Source organism: Kribbella shirazensis (genome assembly GCF_011761605.1).
GTDB lineage: Bacteria > Actinomycetota > Actinomycetes > Propionibacteriales > Kribbellaceae > Kribbella > Kribbella shirazensis.
In genome coordinates, this window is the sequence record NZ_JAASRO010000001.1 from 1,470,110 (window position 1) to 1,488,271 (window position 18,162).

Sequence of the window (18,162 nt, forward strand, 5' to 3'; positions counted from 1 at the left end):
GTCAGGCTCCTAGCTTGGCCAGTTTGCGTGCGACGTTCCTGTTCAGTTGCTCGCGCCAACGGTCGCGGTAGTCGCGGGCTCCTTGTCCGCCGGCCAGTGCCGCGCTGAAGCCCGCGATGTCGTCGCCCACGACGTGGTAGATGCTCTGCCCGTCGGCAGCTGTCTCTTCGAGCAGCCCTAGGGCGCCGTCGAGGATCGGCATCAGGTTTCGGCCGCTGAAGTTCGAGTAGGACCAGAGGTGGCCCTTGATCTCGTCCCACGCGGCGCGGTAGTCGTTCGGCAGTGCCTGGGCCCGGGCCTCGAACGCCTTCCATTCCCGGGTGAGATCACTGCCGGTGATGGTCTCCCAGAAGCTCATCTCCTGCCCTCCTTCAGCTTGTCGATCCGTGATACGACGTAGTCCCATTTCAGCCAGAATGTCGCGAGTTCTGCGCGGCCTGCGTCGTTGAGCGTGTAGAACTTGCGCGGTGGGCCCTGCACGGACGGCCGCTTCGTCACCTGGACGAGCCCGTTCTTCTCCAGTCGCAGCAGAATGGTGTAAACCGTGCCCTCGATGACGTCGGCGAAGCCGAGTTCGTTCAGCCGGCGCGTGATGGCGTAGCCGTAGGTCTCTTCTGCGTTGATGATTTCCAGCACGCACCCTTCGAGCGTGCCTTTCAGCATCTCCGTCAGGTCATCCACCGCGCGTCCTCCCAGTGGTATGTCGTGGTACTCAGTGGCACCGAATACCACTATACGGTATCACCGAGTAGCGGACTACGGCGATGGTGTTAGAGAGCCGTGAGAGGCGGCGGCCGTCAGGCGTTGCGTCGTTAGAGTTGCTCGGTGCAACTCGCGCTCGTGGGCTGGTCCATCGCGCTGGTCATGACGGTCGCAGGCCTGGTCTGTGCGCTGCGCCAGCGGGCCGTCGTCGCGGCGATTCTCATCGTCACGGGGCTGGCGCTGGGCATCCTCAGTGCCAGCCGGCTCGACTAGCTGCCCTGCGTCGATCCTCGTGTCACGCGGTCAGTCGAGGTCGGCGACTCGCTCGACGGCGGCGGTCTTGCCGGCCACGATCAGGACGTCCCCCTTGTGGACCACGGTCTCCGCGGTGGCGTAGGTGAAGCCCTCGCCGGGGCGCTTGATCCCGACCACGGTGACGTCGTACTTGCTGCGCAGCCGGCTCTGCCCGAGCGGCAGTCCGTCGGCTTCGCGCGGGGCGATCGTCTTGATGATCGCGTAGTCGTCCTCGAACTGGATGAAGTCGAGCATCCGGCCGGTGACCAGGTGTGCGACCCGTTCGCCCATGTCGTGTTCGGGCAGTACGACGTGGTGGGCGCCGATGCGCTCGAGGATCCTGCCCTGTTGGTGATTCAGCGCCTTGGCCCAGATGTTCGGGATGCCGAAGTCGACCAGCAGCGACGTGGTCAGGATGCTCGCCTCGAGGTTGCTGCCGATGCCGACGACGGCTCGCTCGAAGTCCGGTACGCCGACCTGCCGCAGCGCCTGCTCGTCGGTGGTGTCGGCGACCACCGTATGGGTCAGGTCGTCGGACAACACCTGCACCCGGCGCGGATCGGCGTCGATGCCGAGGATCTCGTAGCCCCGCCGGGCCAGCTCCCGCGCCAGCGAGCTGCCGAACCGTCCCAGGCCGATGACGACGACGCGGGACGGGGTCTTGGGGCGCTGTGTGTCAGCCAACGACGGGTCGCTCCTCAGGTAGTTCGTACCGGCGTGGGCGTTCACGCAGCGCCAGCGCCGAGGCCATTGTGATCGGCCCGAGCCGTCCGATGAACATCAGGGCGACCAGAACCAACTGCCCGGCCGCCGGGATCTTGGCGGTGATCCCGGTCGACAGCCCGACCGTACCGAATGCCGAGACCGACTCGAACAACACCTCGTCCAGTCTGAACGAAGTCATCGCCAGCAGTGCCACGGTTCCGATCATCACCACTCCGACCCCCAGCAGCGCAACCGTCAGCGCCTGCCGCTGGACCTCCGCGGGCAGCCGCCGGCCGAGCACATGAACGGTCGGTTCACCGCGGATCTCGGCGAGGATGACGAATCCCAGCAGCGCGAAGGTGGTCACCTTGATCCCGCCCGCCGTTCCCGCACTGCCGCCGCCGATGAACATCAGGACGTCGTTCACCAGCAAGGTGGTGGGCTCGAAGTGCGCCAGGTCCAGGCTGTTGAACCCAGCAGTGCGTGGCATGACGCCGTGCGACAGCCCGACCAGCAGTTTGTGGTGCAGATCGAGACTGCCCAGGGTGTTCGGGTTCCGCCACTCGGTCAGCAGGACGGCGACCGTGCCGACGGCCAGGAGTGCGCCGTACGTCAGCACCGTCACCCGCGTGTGCAGAGACCAGCGCCGCCCCCGGCGTTCCCGCCGGCGCAGCACCTCCGCAATCACTGGGAAACCCAGACCGCCGATGATGACCGCGACGATGATCGGGAACAGAACGAAGGGATCCGTCGCGAAGCCGATCAGGTTGTCGCTGAACAGGGCGAAACCGGCATTGTTGTACGCCGACACCGCGTGGAACACCCCGAGATACACCGCGCGCCAGAACGACTCGTCGTACCCGAACCCGAACCGCAAGGCCAGCAGCACCGCGACCGCGGCCTCCACGATCAAACTCAGCCGGATCACGCCGAACACGACGCTGCGGACGTTACCCAAGCCGAGCGACTTCGTCTCCGCCTGGGCGAACAACTGCATCCGCATCCCCATCCGGTGAGCCACCAGCATCGCCAGAACCGAGGCCAGGGTCATCACGCCCAGCCCGCCGACCTGAATCAGCCCGAGGATCACCGCTTCGCCGAAACCGGACCAGTACGTCGGCGTGTCCACCACGATCAGACCGGTGACACACACCGCCGACACCGCCGTGAACAACGCCGTCAACAGCCCGGTCGCCTCCCCGGTCTCGGTGGAGACAGGCAGCATCAGCAGGACAGTTCCCACCACCGTGGCCAGCGCGAACCCAGCCACGACGACCTGGCCCGGGTGCCGCCACTTCATCCAGTCCTCCGTCGGTCGGGATCTACCGGGGCAGCTTAGCCGCGAGGGCGGGTGACCATCCGTGACACGTCAGCCCAACACACTGCGGGGTCGCAGGTGCTGGCAGCAACTACTTCGACGGAAGGAGTCCCCGGATGCGGTCCGCTTGCTGGTCCTGGAGTTCGATGCCCTGGTCGAGGAAGTCGCGGATCGTCTCCAGCTCGGCCAGTGAGTACTTCGCCAGCTGTGCCGAGCCGAGCTTCTCCAGGGGCGCGTAGAGCTCGGTGAGGCGCCGTACCGCGAGCGGAGTCGCCGTGACGAGTACGCGGCGCCGGTCTGCGCTGTCCCGCGTGCGGTCGGCGTACCCGGCCTTCTCGAGCCGTTCGATCCCGGCTGTCATCGCCGCCGGACTCAAGCCGGCCTCGACCGCGAGCTGCCCCGCCGGCAGCGGACCTCCGCGCGCCAGTACGCCGAGACAGAGCAGGTCGGTGCGGTTCAGGCCGAGGACGGCGGCAGCGGCCGCGTCGACGCGATCGGTCGCGTCCTGGAACCGGGCGACCGTCCCGGTGATCACCGCGATCAGGGATTGTTTCGACACTCGAAAGATTCTATCATCGAAGAGAATCTTTCGATCATCGAAACATCTGGAGGAGCTGTGGCTGTCGAGGGACTGCCGGGATGGCTGAAGCCGGTGAACCGGTTGGTGAAGGGTCTGCACAAGCTCGGTCTGCGGCCCGGGACCATCCACCTGTTGTCGGTCCCGGGCCGGTCGAGCGGGCAACTGCGCACCACGCCGGTGTCGCCGCTGACCGTGGACGGGCGGCGGTACGTGCTGAGCCCGGCGCCGGAGTCGGACTGGGTCCGGAACGCGTCCGCCGCGGGCTGGGGCGTGCTGACCCAGGGGCGGAGCAAGCAGAAGGTCCGGCTCGAGGCGCTGCCGGAGGTGCAGGACAGGGAGAAGGTGTTGCGCGCGTTCCCGGTCGAGGTGCCGCACGGCGTGCAGTTCTTCCTCCGGATCGGCGCGGTGACCGGACCGACCCCGGACGAGTTCGCGGCGGCCGCGTCGCGGTCGGTCGTTTTCGAAGTGATCCCGGTCTGACAGGGCCTAGTCTGTGGCCATGCGGGCCACGGTGATTCACGGAGCGTTCGACGTACGGCTGGAGGAGCGTCCGGACCCGAAGATCGAGGGGCCGGGCGACGCGGTGGTCAAGGTCGTTGCCTCGTGCATCTGTGGGTCCGACCTCTGGCCGTACCGCGGGGAGAACCCGGTCAAGCGGCCGCGGCCGATCGGGCACGAGTTCGTCGGTGTCGTGGAGGAGATCGGGGCGGAGGTTCGCACGGTCAAGCCCGGCGACTTCGTCATCGCGCCGTTCGTGGTGAGCGACGGGACCTGCCCGCACTGCCTCGCCGGGTACCAGACCGCCTGCCAGAACCTGGTCGGTTACGGCAGCGGCAAGGCGGACGGCGGCCAGGGCGAGTACGTCAAACTCCCGTACGCCGACGGCACGCTGGTCGCGACACCTGAGCCGCCGGACGACGCGCTGGTCCCGTCGCTGCTCACGCTCTCCGACGTGATGGGCACCGGCTGGCACGCGGCGCGGTCCGCGCGGGTGAAGGCCGGCGACACCGTGGTGGTCGTAGGTGACGGCGCGGTCGGGCTGTGCGGCGTGCTCGCGGCGTCGCGGATGGGCGCGGAGCGGGTGGTTGCCCTGTCGCGGCACGAGTCTCGGCAGAAGCTGGCGAAGGAGTTCGGTGCCACGGACATCATTGCCGAGCGCGGCGACGCGGCGCGGGACGCCGTACTCGAACTGACGCTGGGGGTCGGCGCGGACGCCGTCCTGGAATGTGTCGGCACGAAGCAGTCGATGGAGACCGCGTTCGAGGTCGCGCGGGCCGGCGCGACGGTCGGTTTCGTCGGCGTGCCACACGGCGTCGAGGTGCCGATCAGGACGATGTTCGGGCGGAACGTCGGGCTGAACGGCGGGGCCGCGCCGTGCCGTGCGTACTTGCCGGACCTGATGGCCGACGTCCTGTCCGGAGCGATCGACCCAGGCAAGGTCTTCGACTCCGAGATCCCGCTGAACGACGTCGCCGAGGGGTACGCCGCGATGCACGAACGGCGCGCGATCAAGGTGTTGCTCCGGCCCTGACGTTGTGCGCAACGCGACTGCGCGGAGTCCCTGTCCGGACCGGGAATGTGCGCGCTCTCACACTGTCAAGCAGCACGGGGTCACGGCTGCGCAACGCGACTGCGCGGAGCGTTGACACCCGGCGTGCCGCGTGACAACAGTGGGGCCGTCAAGGGGGCATCGTTGTCACAGGCGGCTCCATCAACTGATCGGAGAGTGAATCATGCGTGGTGGTCTGAGCAAGACCCTGGCGCTGGTGGGTGCGGCGGGTCTTCTCGCGGTGAGCGCCTGCGGGAACAGCGACGACGGTGGCGGTAGCGGGGACGCGGCTGCCAGCAAGGACGTCACGGTCTTCACCTGGTGGGCCGACGGTGGCGAGAAGGCCGGCCTGGACGGCATGGTCTCGGTGTTCAACACCGAGTGCAAGGACTACAAGTTCGTCAACTCCGCGGTCGCCGGTGGCGCGGGCTCGAACGCCAAGCAGGTGCTGGCGAACGACCTGCAGGCCGGGAAGCCGCCGTCCACCTTCCAGGCGCACGCGGGCGCCGAGCTGCGGGACTACATCAACGCCGGTCAGGTGGACGACGTCAGCGGCCTGTACAAGGAGTTCGGGCTGGACAAGGCCTTCCCGCAGAACCTGATCGACAACCTGACCGTCGACGGCAAGATCTACTCGATCCCGGCGAACGTGCACCGGGCGAACGTGGTCTGGGCGAACCCGACGGTGCTGAAGAAGGCGAGCCTCGACGGCACCAAGGCGCCGGCCAGCATCGACGCCTGGATCGCCGACCTGACCAAGCTGAAGGCGGCCGGAGTGACCGCCCCGCTGGCGATCTCCAAGGGCTTCGCCCAGGAGATGCTGGTCGAGGCCGTGCTGCTGGCAGAGCTCGGCCCGGACAAGTTCATCGGTCTGTGGGACGGCAAGACCGACTGGGCCGGCGGTGACGTGACCGCGGCGCTGAACAAGTACAAGACCCTGCTGACCTTCACCAACTCCGACCGCGAGGCTATCGACTGGCCGGACGCGCTGGGCTACGTGAACAGCGGCAAGGCCGGTTACACGCTGATGGGTGACTGGGTCGCCGCGCAGCAGCTGGCCGACAAGGTGCCGGACACGGCGTACACCTACTGGCCTTCCCCGGGGACGGCGGGCAACTTCCAGTACCTCGCCGACTCGTTCACGCTGCCGACCAACGGGCAGAACCCCGAGGGCGCGAAGTGCTGGCTGAAGGTCACCGGCTCGGCCGACGGCCAGAAGGCGTTCAACACCAAGAAGGGTTCGATCCCGGCCCGCTCGGACGCGAACCCGGCCGACTACCCGAAGTACCAGCAGGTCGCGATGGCGGACTGGAAGAAGGACAAGATCGTCCCGTCCTGCGCGCACGGTGCTGCCTGCACCCTGGGTCAGAACAACGACATCCTGTCCGCGATCAGCCAGTTCAGCGGTAGCCCCGACGTGGCCAAGCTGCAGTCGGCGCTCGGTGCCGCGATGAAGACGAGCTGATGCAGTCCCCGTTCGACGGCGAGTTGCGGACCGGGTCGGAGGTCTGAACGTGCACGGAAGAATTCGCACCTGGGGACCTGGCGCCTTGGTGCTGCTGCCGACCGTGCTGCTGCTCGGGTACTTCGTGTACGGGCTGATCGCGTGGTCCTTCAACACCTCGCTGACCGACCGGCACACCGCTCGCAAGGGCCCGGCCAACTATGTCGGGTTCGAGAACTACGGGAACCTGTTCACGGAGGAGCGGTTCCTCAACTCGCTGAAGAACCTCGGCGTGCTCACGGTGGCGTTCATCGTGGGCACGCTGATCTTCGGCCTGCTCTGGGCGCTGCTGCTGGAGAAGGGCGTGCCCGGCGAGTCGGTCTTCCGGTCGATCTACCTGTTCCCGATGGCGATCTCGATGATCGCCTCCGGGGTGGTCTGGGGCTGGTTGCTGAACCCGTCCCAGGGCGAGGACGCGCGCGGGCTGAACCGCTTGTTCGAGATCCTCCATCTGGGGTTCCTCGAGAACGCGTGGTGGACCGCCGGCAGTCGATGGACAACGATGCTGTCCATCGCATTACCGGCCATCTGGCAGCTGTCCGGGTACATCATGGCGCTGTTCCTGGCCGGTTTCCGGGGCATCCCGCCGGAGCTGCGCGAGGCGGCCCGGGTGGACGGCGCGTCGGAGTTCAAGCTGTACCGGCACGTGCTGTTCCCGCAGTTGTCGCCGATCGCGCTGTCCGCGCTGATCATCCTCGGGCACATGTCGCTGAAGCTGTTCGACCTGATCTACGCGATCACGGGGCCGAACCAGTTCCGCACCGAAGTACCTGCGGTCTACATGTGGAACACGTTGTTGCGCAGCGACCAGGCCAAGGCGGCCGCGATCGCGATCGTGATGCTCGCAGTCGTCGCCGTCCTCGTCATCCCGTACGTCGCGTACACCGTCCGGCAGGAGAGTAAGGAATGAGCGCCGCCGATACTGCAGCCGCGACCGGCCGGGCCGCCGCGGCGATCAGCCGGAAGCCGCAGAAGCGTGGCGCGATGGACGGTTCCACGCGGCGCAGCCGGACGATTCGGTACGTCCTGCTGCTGCTGTTCCTGCTGTTCGTGCTGATCCCGGTGTACGTCGTACTGATCACGAGCTTCAAGACGTCCGGCGACACCACGGCCGCTTCGCAGTGGAACCTGCCGAAGGAGTGGACGGTGGAGCCCTGGCGCAAGGCCTGGGACGTGCTGCAGCCGTACATGATCCGGTCGCTGTCGCTGGCGATCCCGGCCGCGATCATCTCGTCGGTGATCGGCTCCATGAACGGGTTCGTGCTGGCCCGGTGGCGGTTCCCGGGCGCGAACATCGTGTTCGCGTTCATCCTGTTCGGGATGTTCATCCCCTACCAGGCGGTGATGCTGCCGCTGCGGACGACGTTCACCGAGCTGGACGTCACCCGGGGTGTGCCGACGCTGATCATCGCGCACTGCATCTACGGTCTCCCGATCTGCACGCTGATCTTCCGCAACTACTACGCCACGATCGTGCCGCACGAGATCATCGAGTCGGCCCGGGTGGACGGGGCCGGGCTGGTCCAGACGTACGCGCGGATCATCCTGCCGATCTCGATCTCCGGGTTCGTGGTGACGCTGATCTGGCAGTTCACCTCGGTCTGGAACGACTTCCTGTTCGCGCTGTTCCTGACCCAGCAGAACAACGGGCCCGTGACCCTGGGTCTGGCGGCGCTGTCCGGCGGCCAGAAGGTGGACTACGCCGCGAGCATGGCAGGCGCCCTGATCACGTCGTTCCCCACCCTGATCGTCTACATCCTGCTGGGCCGCTGGTTCATCGGCGGCCTGATGGCCGGCGCCTTGAAGGGCTGACCCAAACCTTCTTTGGGCACCCACCAACCAATTCGCGACCGCGAAAGTGGTTGGTGGGTGCTCAAGGTGGTTGAGCGGAGTTGTCCACAGGACGCGCGCAGGGGACTGCGGGGGAGTGCGAACGGACGGTAATCTCACGGAGGTGACCAAGTCTCCTCGTGGACGGGACGGGCGCCCCAGCCATTTGCGGCTGGTCGGCTCCGATCCCGGCGAACCGTACGCGCCGACGGCGGGTGTCGATGTCGACACCACGCCGAGTGTCGCCGTGCTGGAGACCCTGCTGGAAACGCTTGCTCTCGATCTGGCCGCGGTGCCGGCCGCCCTGCATCCGGTGATCGCCGAGGCCTCGGTGGCGCGGTCGGCGGCGATGCTCGCCGACCAGCTGTGGCCGGCCGGGCGGCCGGACGAGATCGGCGAGGTGGAGCGGTTCTTCTGGGCCGATGCGGCGCGGGTGCTCGGTGAGCGCCGTGATCCCGAGTCCTTCGTCCTGCTGACCAGCCTGGCGCGGACGGTCGGTCCCGCGGGCCGGTTGCCGTTGCAGCGCGCCCACGTCTCCCGGCTGCGCACGCAGGACGAAGTACCCGAATGGGTCACGCGGATCGCCGGCTTCCGGCTGACCAGCGCGATCGTGTCCGAGGACATCACCGGTGACGGGCTGAGTGTCGTGCTCGACTACGACGACGAGCAGCATCCGCACACGCTGGTGGTGTTCATCGACAACAACATCGGCGCGATCATCAAGGACGTGTTCGTCGGCCCGCCGGTCGACCGCGTCCTGGAGGCGTACCAGCGCGGCGGCCGGGTGACCATCCGGACCGTCCGCCCGCCGATCGCGGCCGGGATCATCCTGCAGGCGCTGGGCGAGACCCGCGACTACGACGATCCGCCGGTCAGCGAGGACTTCGAGTTCTTCACCGGCCTGCTGGTGAACCGGCTGACCCAGATGCCGGAGCGCCCGGTCCGCCCGCCGATCCGGCCGCTGCTGTCCCCGCGGCAGCGCGAGCAGCTGGTCGAGGAGTTCCTCGAGTCGCGGTACTCCGTGGGTCTGCCGGACGACGCCGCGGACATCGTCCGGTTGTGGGTGGATCACGCCGTCGACCACACCGTCGGCGGTCCGCTGCGCGTCAGCGCCGTACTGGTCGAGCTGTTCCTCGCGCACTGGCTGCCGCGCAAGGTGCTTGCCGACAGCACCTACTTCGACGCGGTGCCGGCGGTGGTGAAGGCGTGGCTGGAGTTCGCCGGCGAGCGGACCGAGCTGCCGCTGGACGTGGTCGACGAGGCGGTCGACGCCGTCGACGTCTGGCAGCCCGCGCTGGAGGCCGCGGCGATGATCGACCCGGTCGGCTCGAAGCCCGGCGAGCGGGTGTTCCTCGACGACACCACGAATGATCTGGAAGACGCCTACCGTGCCCTGGCCGGCCTGGGTTCCCCGCCGCAGCCCGACCTCAGCGGCCTCGACAACCACCAGGCCGCCACCTTGTCGGTCCTGGCCCCGCACGCGTGGCTGATGGCCGGCGAGACCCTGGGGACGGCGTACGCGCCCGACGCCTTCGACATCGCCGAGCGCCTGGTCCGCGACGCCCCAGACCTTCTCGCCAAGGCCCGACTCTCCACCTGGCCCCGCGCCATCGTCTGGCTGATCGCCCACCGCCACCGCCTGGTCGGCCCCGGCGAACAGCTCACCCCCTACACGCTCGCCACCGACCTCTCGTCCTCACCCGCCACGCTCCGAAAGACCGCCAAACTCCTCACCGACACCCTGATCCTGCCCCGCTGACAGCCGGACCGAGCGGCACCCTGTCAGACCAGGAATGTCGGAGGGATCCGATAGACCTGGTCCATCGCGGTTGTTGCCACAGGCCACGACTACTTGGGGGTACTGCGATGACAAGGAACGAGTACGCCGACCTGTATCTGCGGGTCTCCGTCGACCGGCCCGGACAGACAGCGATCGAACGGCAGGAAGTCGACTGCCGGAGTTGGGCCAGTGAGCAGGCGTTGAAGGTGCGTAGGGTCCATGTCGATCTCGGGCAGTCGGCCTATCTGGACGCCGGCGGTCGCCGTCAGGGTCTCAGAGAAGCCCTGGCGGCCGTCTCCTCCGGCGTGGTCGGAACGCTCGTGATCTGGAAGCTCGATCGGCTGTCCAGGCAAGGGATCGGGAGAGTTGGTGAATTTCTGCGGACGATCGGTGCGGTGGGCGGCCGCCTGGTCTCGGTCCGGGACGGTCTCGACACCTCGGACACCTCCGACCGGCGGTTGGTCGAGATGCTCGCCGAGCATGCTCGATCCGAGTCGGAGAACCTGGGTCTGCGAGTTCGATCGGCGAAGACCTACCTACGGTCTACAGGTCGTTGGATCGGCGGAGCGCCGCCGTACGGTCTCGCCGTTCGCAACGGACGACTCGAGGTCGACCCCGCGACTGGACCTGTGGTTCGGCAGATCGCCGACCGGATCCTCGGAGGTTCTTCGCTCACCGAGGTGGCACGGTGGCTGAACGATACGGGTGTTCCGTCGCCGCGTGGAGTCAAACGGGGCGTTGGGTCCATTGCGCAACTCCTTCGTCCGCCGTCGGTTGCAGGTCTGTTGCCCGAGACGCTCAGGCACGTCGACGGCCGATACAGCGGAGTCGTTCGTCCGTGGATTGACCCTGGCACCGGCGAACCGGTGTCGGTGATGGCGCCGGGCCAAATGCCGCTGATCTCGCCCTCTGAGCAGCTCCACATCGCGGCTGTGTTCGAGGAGCGCACCAAGCTGTCCACGTACGGCGTACGCCGCGGCCGGCGGTCCCCAGACAGCGAGTACCTGCTGACCGGCCTGTTGCGTTGTGCGGGCTGCGCCGAGCGGATGAGTAAACAAGGCAACTCATATCGCTGCCAATCGGTGCGTCTTGGTCGCGATTGTGGTGCGCCCGCCGGGGCGTACCGGCCTGCGTTGGACGCTGCCGTCGTACAGCTCTGGATGGACCGCCTGGACCTGCTCGAGGACGGGGAGCCGCTGCGGCAGGCAGTTGCCGAACGTCTGGCGGCGGATGCCGATCCCGATACGGTGCGCCGACGCGCATCGCTCCAGGCTGCCCTGGCTGACGAGCGGGCGGCACTAACGGTGCTCGAACAAGACCACTACTTGCGGCGTACTGTCGACCGCAGTCGGTTTCTGCTTCTCCATGATGCGCTCACTCGGCGCATCTGCGATCTCGAATCAGCGCTGGAACGTGTCCCGGCTCCAGTCGTCGACACGAGATGGCTGCGCGATCCAGGGCTTCGAACCGACAAGTGGTCGGGGGCAGGCGTTCGCGAGCGTCGGGGGCTGTTGAAACTCGCGATCGACACGATCGCTGTGTCGCGAGGTCGACGAGGTGCACGCTTCGTGGCGGACGATCGCCTGGTGATCGGCTGGGCCGAGCCCTTGGAGAGTTCGGCAACAATGGACCCGTGACCTCTGCTCCTGTTCCCGGCAAACGCCGTTCTCTCGTTCGCGCCCCTGAGCTTCGCGGCCGCGGCTGGTTGAACACGGGCGGCAAGTCGTACTCGATCGCGGACTTCCGAGGTCGTCACTTGTTGTTGGACTTCTGGACGTTCTGCTGTATCAACTGCTTGCACGTGCTGGACGAGTTGCGGCCGTTGGAGGAGAAGTACGGCGACGCGCTGGTGATCGTCGGGGTGCATTCGCCGAAGTTCGCGCACGAGGGCGAGGAGGCGGCGGTCCGGGCCGCCGTGGAGCGGTACGAGGTGGCGCATCCGGTCCTGGACGACCCGGAGCTGATCACCTGGCAGAACTACACCGCCCGCGCCTGGCCGACGCTCGTACTGGTCGATCCCAACGGGTACATCGTCGCGCAGTACTCCGGTGAAGGGCACCTGCACGCCCTGGACGCGCTGCTGACCGAGCTGGTCGCCGAACACGAGGCCGCGGGCACGCTGACGCGTGGCAAGTCGCCGTACGTCGCACCCGAACCCGAGCCGACCGATCTGCGCTTTCCGGCGAAGGTGGTTGCGCAGGACAACGGGTTCCTCGTCGCCGACGCCGGCAACCACAGCATCGTCGAGTTGGCGGCCGACGCGTCGACCGTCGTACGGCGGATCGGTACCGGTGAGCGCGGATTCGCCGACGGTCCGGGTTCCGAGGCGAGCTTCTCCGAGCCGAACGGTCTCGTGGTGCTCCCGGCCGAGGTCGCGCGTGAGGTCGGGTACGACGTGGTGGTCGCGGACACCGTCAACCATGCGCTGCGGGGGATCTCGCTGGCGACCGGTGACGTGCGGACGCTGGTCGGTACCGGCAAGCAGTGGATGGACGGCGACGGGACCGACGTCCTGAGTTCGCCGTGGGACGTGGCGTGGTGGGGCGGCAAGGTGTGGATCGCCATGGCCGGCGTACACCAGCTGTGGACGTTCGACCCGTTCAGCGGGGAGACCGAGGTCGCGGCGGGTACGACCAACGAGGGCTTGAAGGACGGGCCGCTCGGTGAGGCGTGGTTCGCGCAGACCAGCGGGCTCGCGGCGGACGGGGACCGGCTGTGGCTCGCGGACTCCGAGATCTCCGCGCTGCGGTGGATCGACACCGACGTACACACGGCCGTCGGCACCGGGCTGTTCGACTTCGGGCTCCGCGACGGCAAGGCGAGCGAGGCGCTGCTGCAGCACCCGCTCGGCGTGACGGTGCTGCCGGACGGGTCGATCGCGATCGCCGACACCTACAACGGCGCCGTACGGCGGTACGACCGGGCCACCGAGACCGTCGAGACGATGGCGACCGGACTGGCCGAGCCGAGCGGTGCTGTTGTCGTAGGCAACGAACTGTTGGTGGTCGAGTCGGCTGCGCACCGGCTGACGCGGATCCCGCTGGGTGCGTCCGCGACCGCGGACGAGTTCAGCACCCGTGCCCAGCGGCCGCCGATGGATCTCGCCGCCGGCGAGGTGACGCTCGAGGTCGTGTTCACGCCGCCGCCCGGCCAGAAGCTCGACGACCGCTACGGCCCGTCGACGCGCCTGCTGGTCTCGTCGACGCCCGACAACCTCCTCCGCGAGGGCGCCGGAGACTCCACGGACCTGGTACGCCGCCTCGTCATCGACCCACACGCCGGGTCCGGCGTACTGCACGTCGCGGTCCAGGCCGCCTCCTGTGACGACTCCGCCGAGGTGGAGTTCCCCGCCTGCCACATGCACCGCCAGGACTGGGGTGTCCCCGTCACGATCACGCCCGACGGCCCTGACCGGGTCGAACTGGTCCTCTCCGGCAGCAAATAACCCGCCGCCGCCGGGGTGCCTGTTTGGTGTTGGGGTACTGGGTAGGGGCGGAATCAGACAGTCACGGTCTGGGAGGCGAGGACGTCGATGAGCATCGGTGTGGGGATCTTCTTGATGGTGGTGGGCGCGGTGTTCGCGTTCGCCGTCCGGGACAGCTGGGACGCCGTCAACCTGCAGGCTGTCGGCTACATCCTGCTACTCGCCGGCGTGGCCGGCATCGTGCTCTCCTTCTACATCACGAACCGCCGTCGCCGCGTGGAAACCGACGCCATCGACCCGGCGGTCGAGGAGGAGTACCGAGTGGTGGAGGAAAACCACCGCCACCTGAAGGAGTAGCCGGCTACTCCGTGTGGAGTTCGATGTTGCCGGACGTGGTGGTCGCGGTGAGGGTGTGGGCGCCGGTGCCGCTGGTGCCGAGTTCGTTGTCGACTTCACCGTGCTTGGTATCGGTGGTGACCTTGTAGTCGCTGCCGGGAGCGGTGATCTCGATATCGCCGCTGGTGCCCTTGGCGTGGACGTCGTTGGCCTCGGCCAGGCTCACTTCGATGTCGCCTGACGTGGTCTCGACGTCGACCGCACCCTTGACGTCCTTCGCCTCGATGTCGCCGGAGTTCGCCTTGACCTGGAGTTTTCCGGCCAGGCTGTCGACGGAGATGTCGCCCGACGTCACGTCGAGGCTGACGTCGCCGTCGACCTCGCGGAGTTCGACCTTGCCCGAACGGGACTTCGCGTCGACCGCGCCGACACCGGTCAGCTCGAGGTCGCCGCTGCCGTTCTCGCCGGTGACCTTGGTGCCACGCGGGACGGTCACCTCGAAGTCGGCGGTGCACTGCCAGCCGCAGTCGCCGTCGAGTTTCAGGACGCCGTCGTCCACGGAGTACGCGTCGCCGCGCTTGAAGAACCAGAACTTGCGCTTCTCCTGCACGGTCGTCCGGTCGTCGTCGGACACCCGGATCGTGATGTCGGAGCGGTCCGCGGCGAGCTGGACCGTGGTGATCTTGTCGTCGACCGTGTGCTTGTCGTCGGACTCCCGGTCCCCGAACTGCCAGAACGCCAGCCCGGCCGCCGCTACCAGCAGAATCACGCCGAGCTGCTTGTTCTCCGCCATCGTTCGCCTCTTCTCGAGCCCACCCACGCTGTCGCAACGACAGTAGGCTCCGAAGGCCCTCCCCAGGATCCGGCAGATCCCCCCACGTGTCCCTGAGCCGCCCTCAGGGACGCCTCACGGGTTCACCGATGCAGCTCGCCCCGGGACACCGCCGCGGCCAGGTCGTCGCCCGTGGTGCCGAAGAACGTCCGGGCCCAGAGCGAATCGTCGTGCCAGTACGGCCCGTCCTTCCCAGGCAGCGACGCCGGCGCCGAGTTGCGCTTGAGGGCCTGCCGGCACTCGTTGCACAGCGGCAGCGTCAGCGTGGTGCCGTCGGACTCCACCTTGGTCGGCCGCCCGGACGCGCGCCCGTGCAGCGGGTTGAAGGCACACAGCTCGGGTACGGCGTCGATCTTGCGATCGGCTGCGACCGCGACGGCGGCGTCGTACTCGCGGCGTGCCTTGTCCAGCAGCACCATCGCCCCGACCAGGTCGACGAGGTCCGGTGACGAGTCGAGGACCTTCGACGCGGCGGCATGACCGTCGAGCGCGGCCTGCTGATGCTGATGCACGAGGCCGGCGCCCGCGGTGGTCGGGAGTGCGGCGAGCTCCGAGCCCAGTGTGGTCAGCTCGGCGGTCGTCTCGCGGGTCAGGCGCCGGCGCCGCTCGGCCGCCACCGTCGCGGCCACGTGCGGCGGGATCCGGAACGTCTTCCGGGAACCCGAGCCGCGCAGCCGCCCGATCACGAGGCCGAGTCCTACGAGGACGACGAGCCCGCCGGCGATCGACGTCGCGACGATCCACCCGTCCCCGTCCGGCGCCAGGTCGGGCCCGCGGGAAGCGCCACCCGGGCGCTTCGACGTCTTCGGGATCCCCGGCTGGGCGAGCAGCTCGTACATCCGGGCCAGCACCTCGGTCGGCCCCGCGTCGTACCCGGCGTCCTCCAGCGCACGCGTCCGCGCCGCGGAGAGCTTCTCCTCGCTGACCTGCGGCACGTTCTTCGTCTCGTACCAGGGAAAGCGGCTCCCGCCGTCGACCACGACGTACAGCCCCGGTCGCTTGAGCGCGTCCATCACCAGGGTCAGCACGTTCTGCTCCCTGCCCTGGAACTCGTCGCTCGGCGTCAGCGGCAGGACGATCGTGTAGACCGGGTACCCGAGCGCGCCCGCCTTCTTGCCGACGTCCTCCTGCAGGTTGGTGGGCAGCGCCGTCTTGTACGCCGCGTCGATGTACAGCGGGTCCTTGGCCAACGCGGTCGCGATCTCGCGCGCCCGCTCGGCCGGTGTCCGCGTCGTATCGGCCTCGGCCGGGGCCGCGACCAGCACCGTCAGCAGCGCGGCGAGGCAGGTCAGGAGAATCCGGGCTTTCACGCGCGTCCTTCCTTCTGTGCGCGGGCTTGCGCCGCCACGACCAGTGCGATGACGCCGAGGAAGGCGCCACAGATTAGCCCGATGAAGACGCCGCCGAGGCCGTGCCCGATCGCCGTGCCGACGGTGAACTTCTCCGGCTTCCTCGGGGACGAGTCCTCCGGCTCGGGCGGCAGCGGCTCGGTCCGAGCAGGCTCAGGCGTGCTGTACCTCGACTTCTCGACCCCGTCGAGGAACTCCGTGAGCTGCTTGCTGAGCGGCTGGTCGTGCTCGCCGTAGGTCCAGCTGGGCGTGGACACATCGAGCTGGTGCGCGACGCCCTCCGTCCGGGTGCCGTCCATCACGACGTACACCCCCGGCTTGCCGTTCGCCGCGGCCATCCGGCCGGCGAGCAGCTCGGTGTCGCCTTTCTCCGGGAACCACTCACCGCTCGGTACGACGGCAACAAACACCGGAAACTCCGCGCCCGAGATCACCCGCAGCGTCTCGGCGCTGTCGGTGACGGAGATGAAATCCGGATCCACGTACAGCGGCCGCTCCGCCCAGACCGCCACCGCCCCGGCGATCCGTGGATCGGCCGGTGTGGCCGCCCAGGCGGTCCCGGTGAGCAGGAAGACTGTTGCCGCCAGCAATAGGACCAGGCGCCTCATCGGACCTCGTCCTTCCGGGCGGCGATCCGCTCGGGCAGATCGTCGGAGAGCGCGCCGAAACCGCTCGCGACCATCGGGCTGTCCTCCGGGTCGAGCGTCCAGTACGGCACCGGCTTGCGGCCGAGGAGCCCCGCCTTGCCCTGGACGCGCAGACCACGCGGCGTCCGGCCGCGCCGTACGGCGGTCGCACACGACTTGCACGCGGGGACCTCGACATCGTCCGACCAGTCGACCGTGAGCGTGCCGGGCGCATGCGTCGGGTCGAAGAAGCACGGCGGCTGCAGCGCCGCACCGGCGGCGACCCGGTCGGCCTGGCGGGCGAGCACGAACGCACCGGCCAGGGCGAGTACGTCGTCCGGCTGTTCCGCGCGCACCGTCTTTGCCGCGTCGAGCCGCCGGTACGCGTCGTCGCGCTGATCGAGCTGTGCGGACGACTTGTTGCGACGACGGTCCAGCCGCGCCAGGGCCTGCTCGGCCTGCTTGATCTTGCTGTCCGCCAGCTGCCGTACCCGCGACGCCTCGACCGGCCGCTCGTCGGCCTCACTGCGCTTCGAGCCCTTCGAGCCCTTCGAGGCAGGCCGGTACCGCAGGGCGGCCACCAGCATCGGCACGAACGCGAGAAGCCCGCCGACGCCGGCACCGACGGCCGTCGCCCGGTCCTTCTTGTCGCTCACCGACAGGCCGCGCTCGGGGCGCTCGCGGCCCGGCTCCAGATCGGCAGCCGGGACCGGCGGCAGCGCGCGGCCGTCGTACGCCGTCGACGCCTGCTGGATGGTGCGGACGACCTGCGGCGCCGGACGGTCCGAGACGATGTCGAGGCGGCGCTTGTCGTCGGATCGGACGCTGCTCAGGCTGCGGCCGCGGAGCCCGGCCGGCCGATAGAGCTGCGCGGTCGTCGACCAGTAGGCCCCGTCCACGAGCGCGACCACGTACACCCCCGGCTCGCCGATCCGGGCCTGCAGCAGGGTGGGCAGGTCCGCCCTTTGCACGGCCGGCGTGCGCGGTATGAGCGCGACGTACACGGGCAGGCCGGCGGTGCGTGCCGCGGTCCGGATCCGGTCCAGCTCGGTCGCCGGGACCGCCGCTCGCATCCGCTCGTCGACGAAGACGCGATCGGTGCGCCAGCCGGCGGCGACCCGGTCCGGCAACTCCGGCGTGTCGGCGTGGGCCGGAAGAGCCATGACGGCGGAGAGAGCAGGGAGGACCGCTGCAGCCGCGAGCAGAACAGTCAGGAATCGGACGCGCATCGCCGACAGAGTACGACGACCGGGCCTGGACACGTTCACAAGGACGCAGGCTCGCATGTCTTGGTTCCACCCCCGGGCAGTGGACGCGACCCTGGCCCGGACAG

General features: G+C 68.5%; 19 protein-coding genes. 10 read left to right on the top strand and 9 right to left on the bottom strand.

Going from position 1 to position 18,162, the window contains the following annotated elements; translation table 11 throughout:
• Position 1: 1 nt before the first annotated feature.
• Together BJY22_RS07255 and BJY22_RS07260 are read right to left on the bottom strand one after the other, a co-directional pair.
• On the bottom strand, positions 2–358 hold the full coding sequence (locus BJY22_RS07255; protein WP_167204629.1) for a DUF1048 domain-containing protein: 357 nt from the start codon (positions 356–358) through the stop codon (positions 2–4).
• Positions 355–681 (bottom strand): helix-turn-helix transcriptional regulator, encoded by a 327-nt coding sequence (locus tag BJY22_RS07260; protein ID WP_167204631.1) that lies wholly within the window; start codon positions 679–681, stop codon positions 355–357. The genes BJY22_RS07255 and BJY22_RS07260 overlap by 4 nt, the downstream gene beginning before the upstream one ends.
• Before the next feature lie 144 nt (positions 682–825).
• Between BJY22_RS07260 and BJY22_RS07265 the strand changes: the two genes are divergently transcribed.
• A complete protein-coding gene (locus BJY22_RS07265; RefSeq protein WP_167204633.1) occupies positions 826–975 on the top strand; it encodes a hypothetical protein in 150 nt (49 codons plus the stop codon).
• A gap of 30 nt (positions 976–1,005) precedes the next feature.
• Here the strand turns inward: BJY22_RS07265 and BJY22_RS07270 are convergent, their stop codons facing one another.
• From BJY22_RS07270 to BJY22_RS07280, 3 genes are all read right to left on the bottom strand, one after another.
• Entirely contained in the window at positions 1,006–1,680 is a 675-nt protein-coding gene (locus BJY22_RS07270; RefSeq protein ID WP_167204635.1) for a potassium channel family protein, read from the bottom strand.
• Positions 1,673–3,001: a TrkH family potassium uptake protein gene (locus BJY22_RS07275; RefSeq protein ID WP_167204637.1), complete on the bottom strand. Its 1,329-nt coding sequence runs from the start codon at positions 2,999–3,001 to the stop codon at positions 1,673–1,675. The genes BJY22_RS07270 and BJY22_RS07275 overlap by 8 nt, the downstream gene beginning before the upstream one ends.
• A 109-nt stretch (positions 3,002–3,110) precedes the next feature.
• Positions 3,111–3,578 carry a MarR family transcriptional regulator gene (locus BJY22_RS07280; RefSeq protein WP_167204639.1) on the bottom strand — a complete coding sequence of 156 codons (468 nt, stop codon included), beginning with the start codon at positions 3,576–3,578 and terminating at the stop codon, positions 3,111–3,113.
• A 57-nt stretch (positions 3,579–3,635) separates the two neighbouring features.
• Between BJY22_RS07280 and BJY22_RS07285 the strand changes: the two genes are divergently transcribed.
• From BJY22_RS07285 to BJY22_RS07325, 9 genes are all read left to right on the top strand, one after another.
• Positions 3,636–4,079 (top strand): deazaflavin-dependent nitroreductase, encoded by a 444-nt coding sequence (locus tag BJY22_RS07285; RefSeq protein WP_167204641.1) that lies wholly within the window; start codon positions 3,636–3,638, stop codon positions 4,077–4,079.
• Positions 4,080–4,098: 19 nt separating this feature from the next.
• Positions 4,099–5,130 carry a zinc-dependent alcohol dehydrogenase family protein gene (locus BJY22_RS07290; protein ID WP_167204643.1) on the top strand — a complete coding sequence of 344 codons (1,032 nt, stop codon included), beginning with the start codon at positions 4,099–4,101 and terminating at the stop codon, positions 5,128–5,130.
• A gap of 202 nt (positions 5,131–5,332) precedes the next feature.
• A complete protein-coding gene (locus BJY22_RS07295) occupies positions 5,333–6,613 on the top strand; it encodes an ABC transporter substrate-binding protein (RefSeq protein ID WP_167204645.1) in 1,281 nt (426 codons plus the stop codon).
• A 49-nt stretch (positions 6,614–6,662) separates the two neighbouring features.
• Complete coding sequence (locus tag BJY22_RS07300; RefSeq protein WP_167204647.1) at positions 6,663–7,562, top strand: ABC transporter permease subunit; 900 nt, start codon at positions 6,663–6,665, stop codon at positions 7,560–7,562.
• Complete coding sequence (locus tag BJY22_RS07305) at positions 7,559–8,464, top strand: carbohydrate ABC transporter permease (protein WP_167204648.1); 906 nt, start codon at positions 7,559–7,561, stop codon at positions 8,462–8,464. Before BJY22_RS07300 ends, BJY22_RS07305 begins: the two co-directional genes overlap by 4 nt.
• A gap of 142 nt (positions 8,465–8,606) precedes the next feature.
• Entirely contained in the window at positions 8,607–10,241 is a 1,635-nt protein-coding gene (locus tag BJY22_RS07310) for a hypothetical protein (RefSeq protein ID WP_337758338.1), read from the top strand.
• A gap of 107 nt (positions 10,242–10,348) precedes the next feature.
• On the top strand, positions 10,349–11,899 hold the full coding sequence (locus BJY22_RS07315) for a recombinase family protein (RefSeq protein ID WP_167204650.1): 1,551 nt from the start codon (positions 10,349–10,351) through the stop codon (positions 11,897–11,899).
• A complete protein-coding gene (locus BJY22_RS07320) occupies positions 11,896–13,707 on the top strand; it encodes a thioredoxin-like domain-containing protein (RefSeq protein ID WP_167204652.1) in 1,812 nt (603 codons plus the stop codon). Before BJY22_RS07315 ends, BJY22_RS07320 begins: the two co-directional genes overlap by 4 nt.
• Before the next feature lie 87 nt (positions 13,708–13,794).
• Complete coding sequence (locus tag BJY22_RS07325) at positions 13,795–14,043, top strand: DUF6458 family protein (protein WP_167204654.1); 249 nt, start codon at positions 13,795–13,797, stop codon at positions 14,041–14,043.
• A 4-nt stretch (positions 14,044–14,047) separates the two neighbouring features.
• Here BJY22_RS07325 and BJY22_RS07330 read toward each other — a convergent pair whose 3' ends face one another.
• The 4 genes from BJY22_RS07330 to BJY22_RS07345 all read right to left on the bottom strand — a co-directional run bounded on the left by BJY22_RS07330 (position 14,048) and on the right by BJY22_RS07345 (position 18,058).
• Positions 14,048–14,815 carry a DUF4097 family beta strand repeat-containing protein gene (locus tag BJY22_RS07330; protein WP_167204656.1) on the bottom strand — a complete coding sequence of 256 codons (768 nt, stop codon included), beginning with the start codon at positions 14,813–14,815 and terminating at the stop codon, positions 14,048–14,050.
• A gap of 122 nt (positions 14,816–14,937) precedes the next feature.
• Positions 14,938–16,164 (bottom strand): hypothetical protein, encoded by a 1,227-nt coding sequence (locus tag BJY22_RS07335; RefSeq protein ID WP_167204658.1) that lies wholly within the window; start codon positions 16,162–16,164, stop codon positions 14,938–14,940.
• Positions 16,161–16,811 carry a hypothetical protein gene (locus tag BJY22_RS07340; RefSeq protein ID WP_167204659.1) on the bottom strand — a complete coding sequence of 217 codons (651 nt, stop codon included), beginning with the start codon at positions 16,809–16,811 and terminating at the stop codon, positions 16,161–16,163. Before BJY22_RS07340 ends, BJY22_RS07335 begins: the two co-directional genes overlap by 4 nt.
• The gene (locus BJY22_RS07345; protein ID WP_167204661.1) at positions 16,808–18,058 is read right to left on the bottom strand and encodes a hypothetical protein; all 1,251 of its coding nucleotides are present in this window, start codon (positions 18,056–18,058) and stop codon (positions 16,808–16,810) included. The genes BJY22_RS07340 and BJY22_RS07345 overlap by 4 nt, the downstream gene beginning before the upstream one ends.
• Positions 18,059–18,162: the final 104 nt, after the last annotated feature.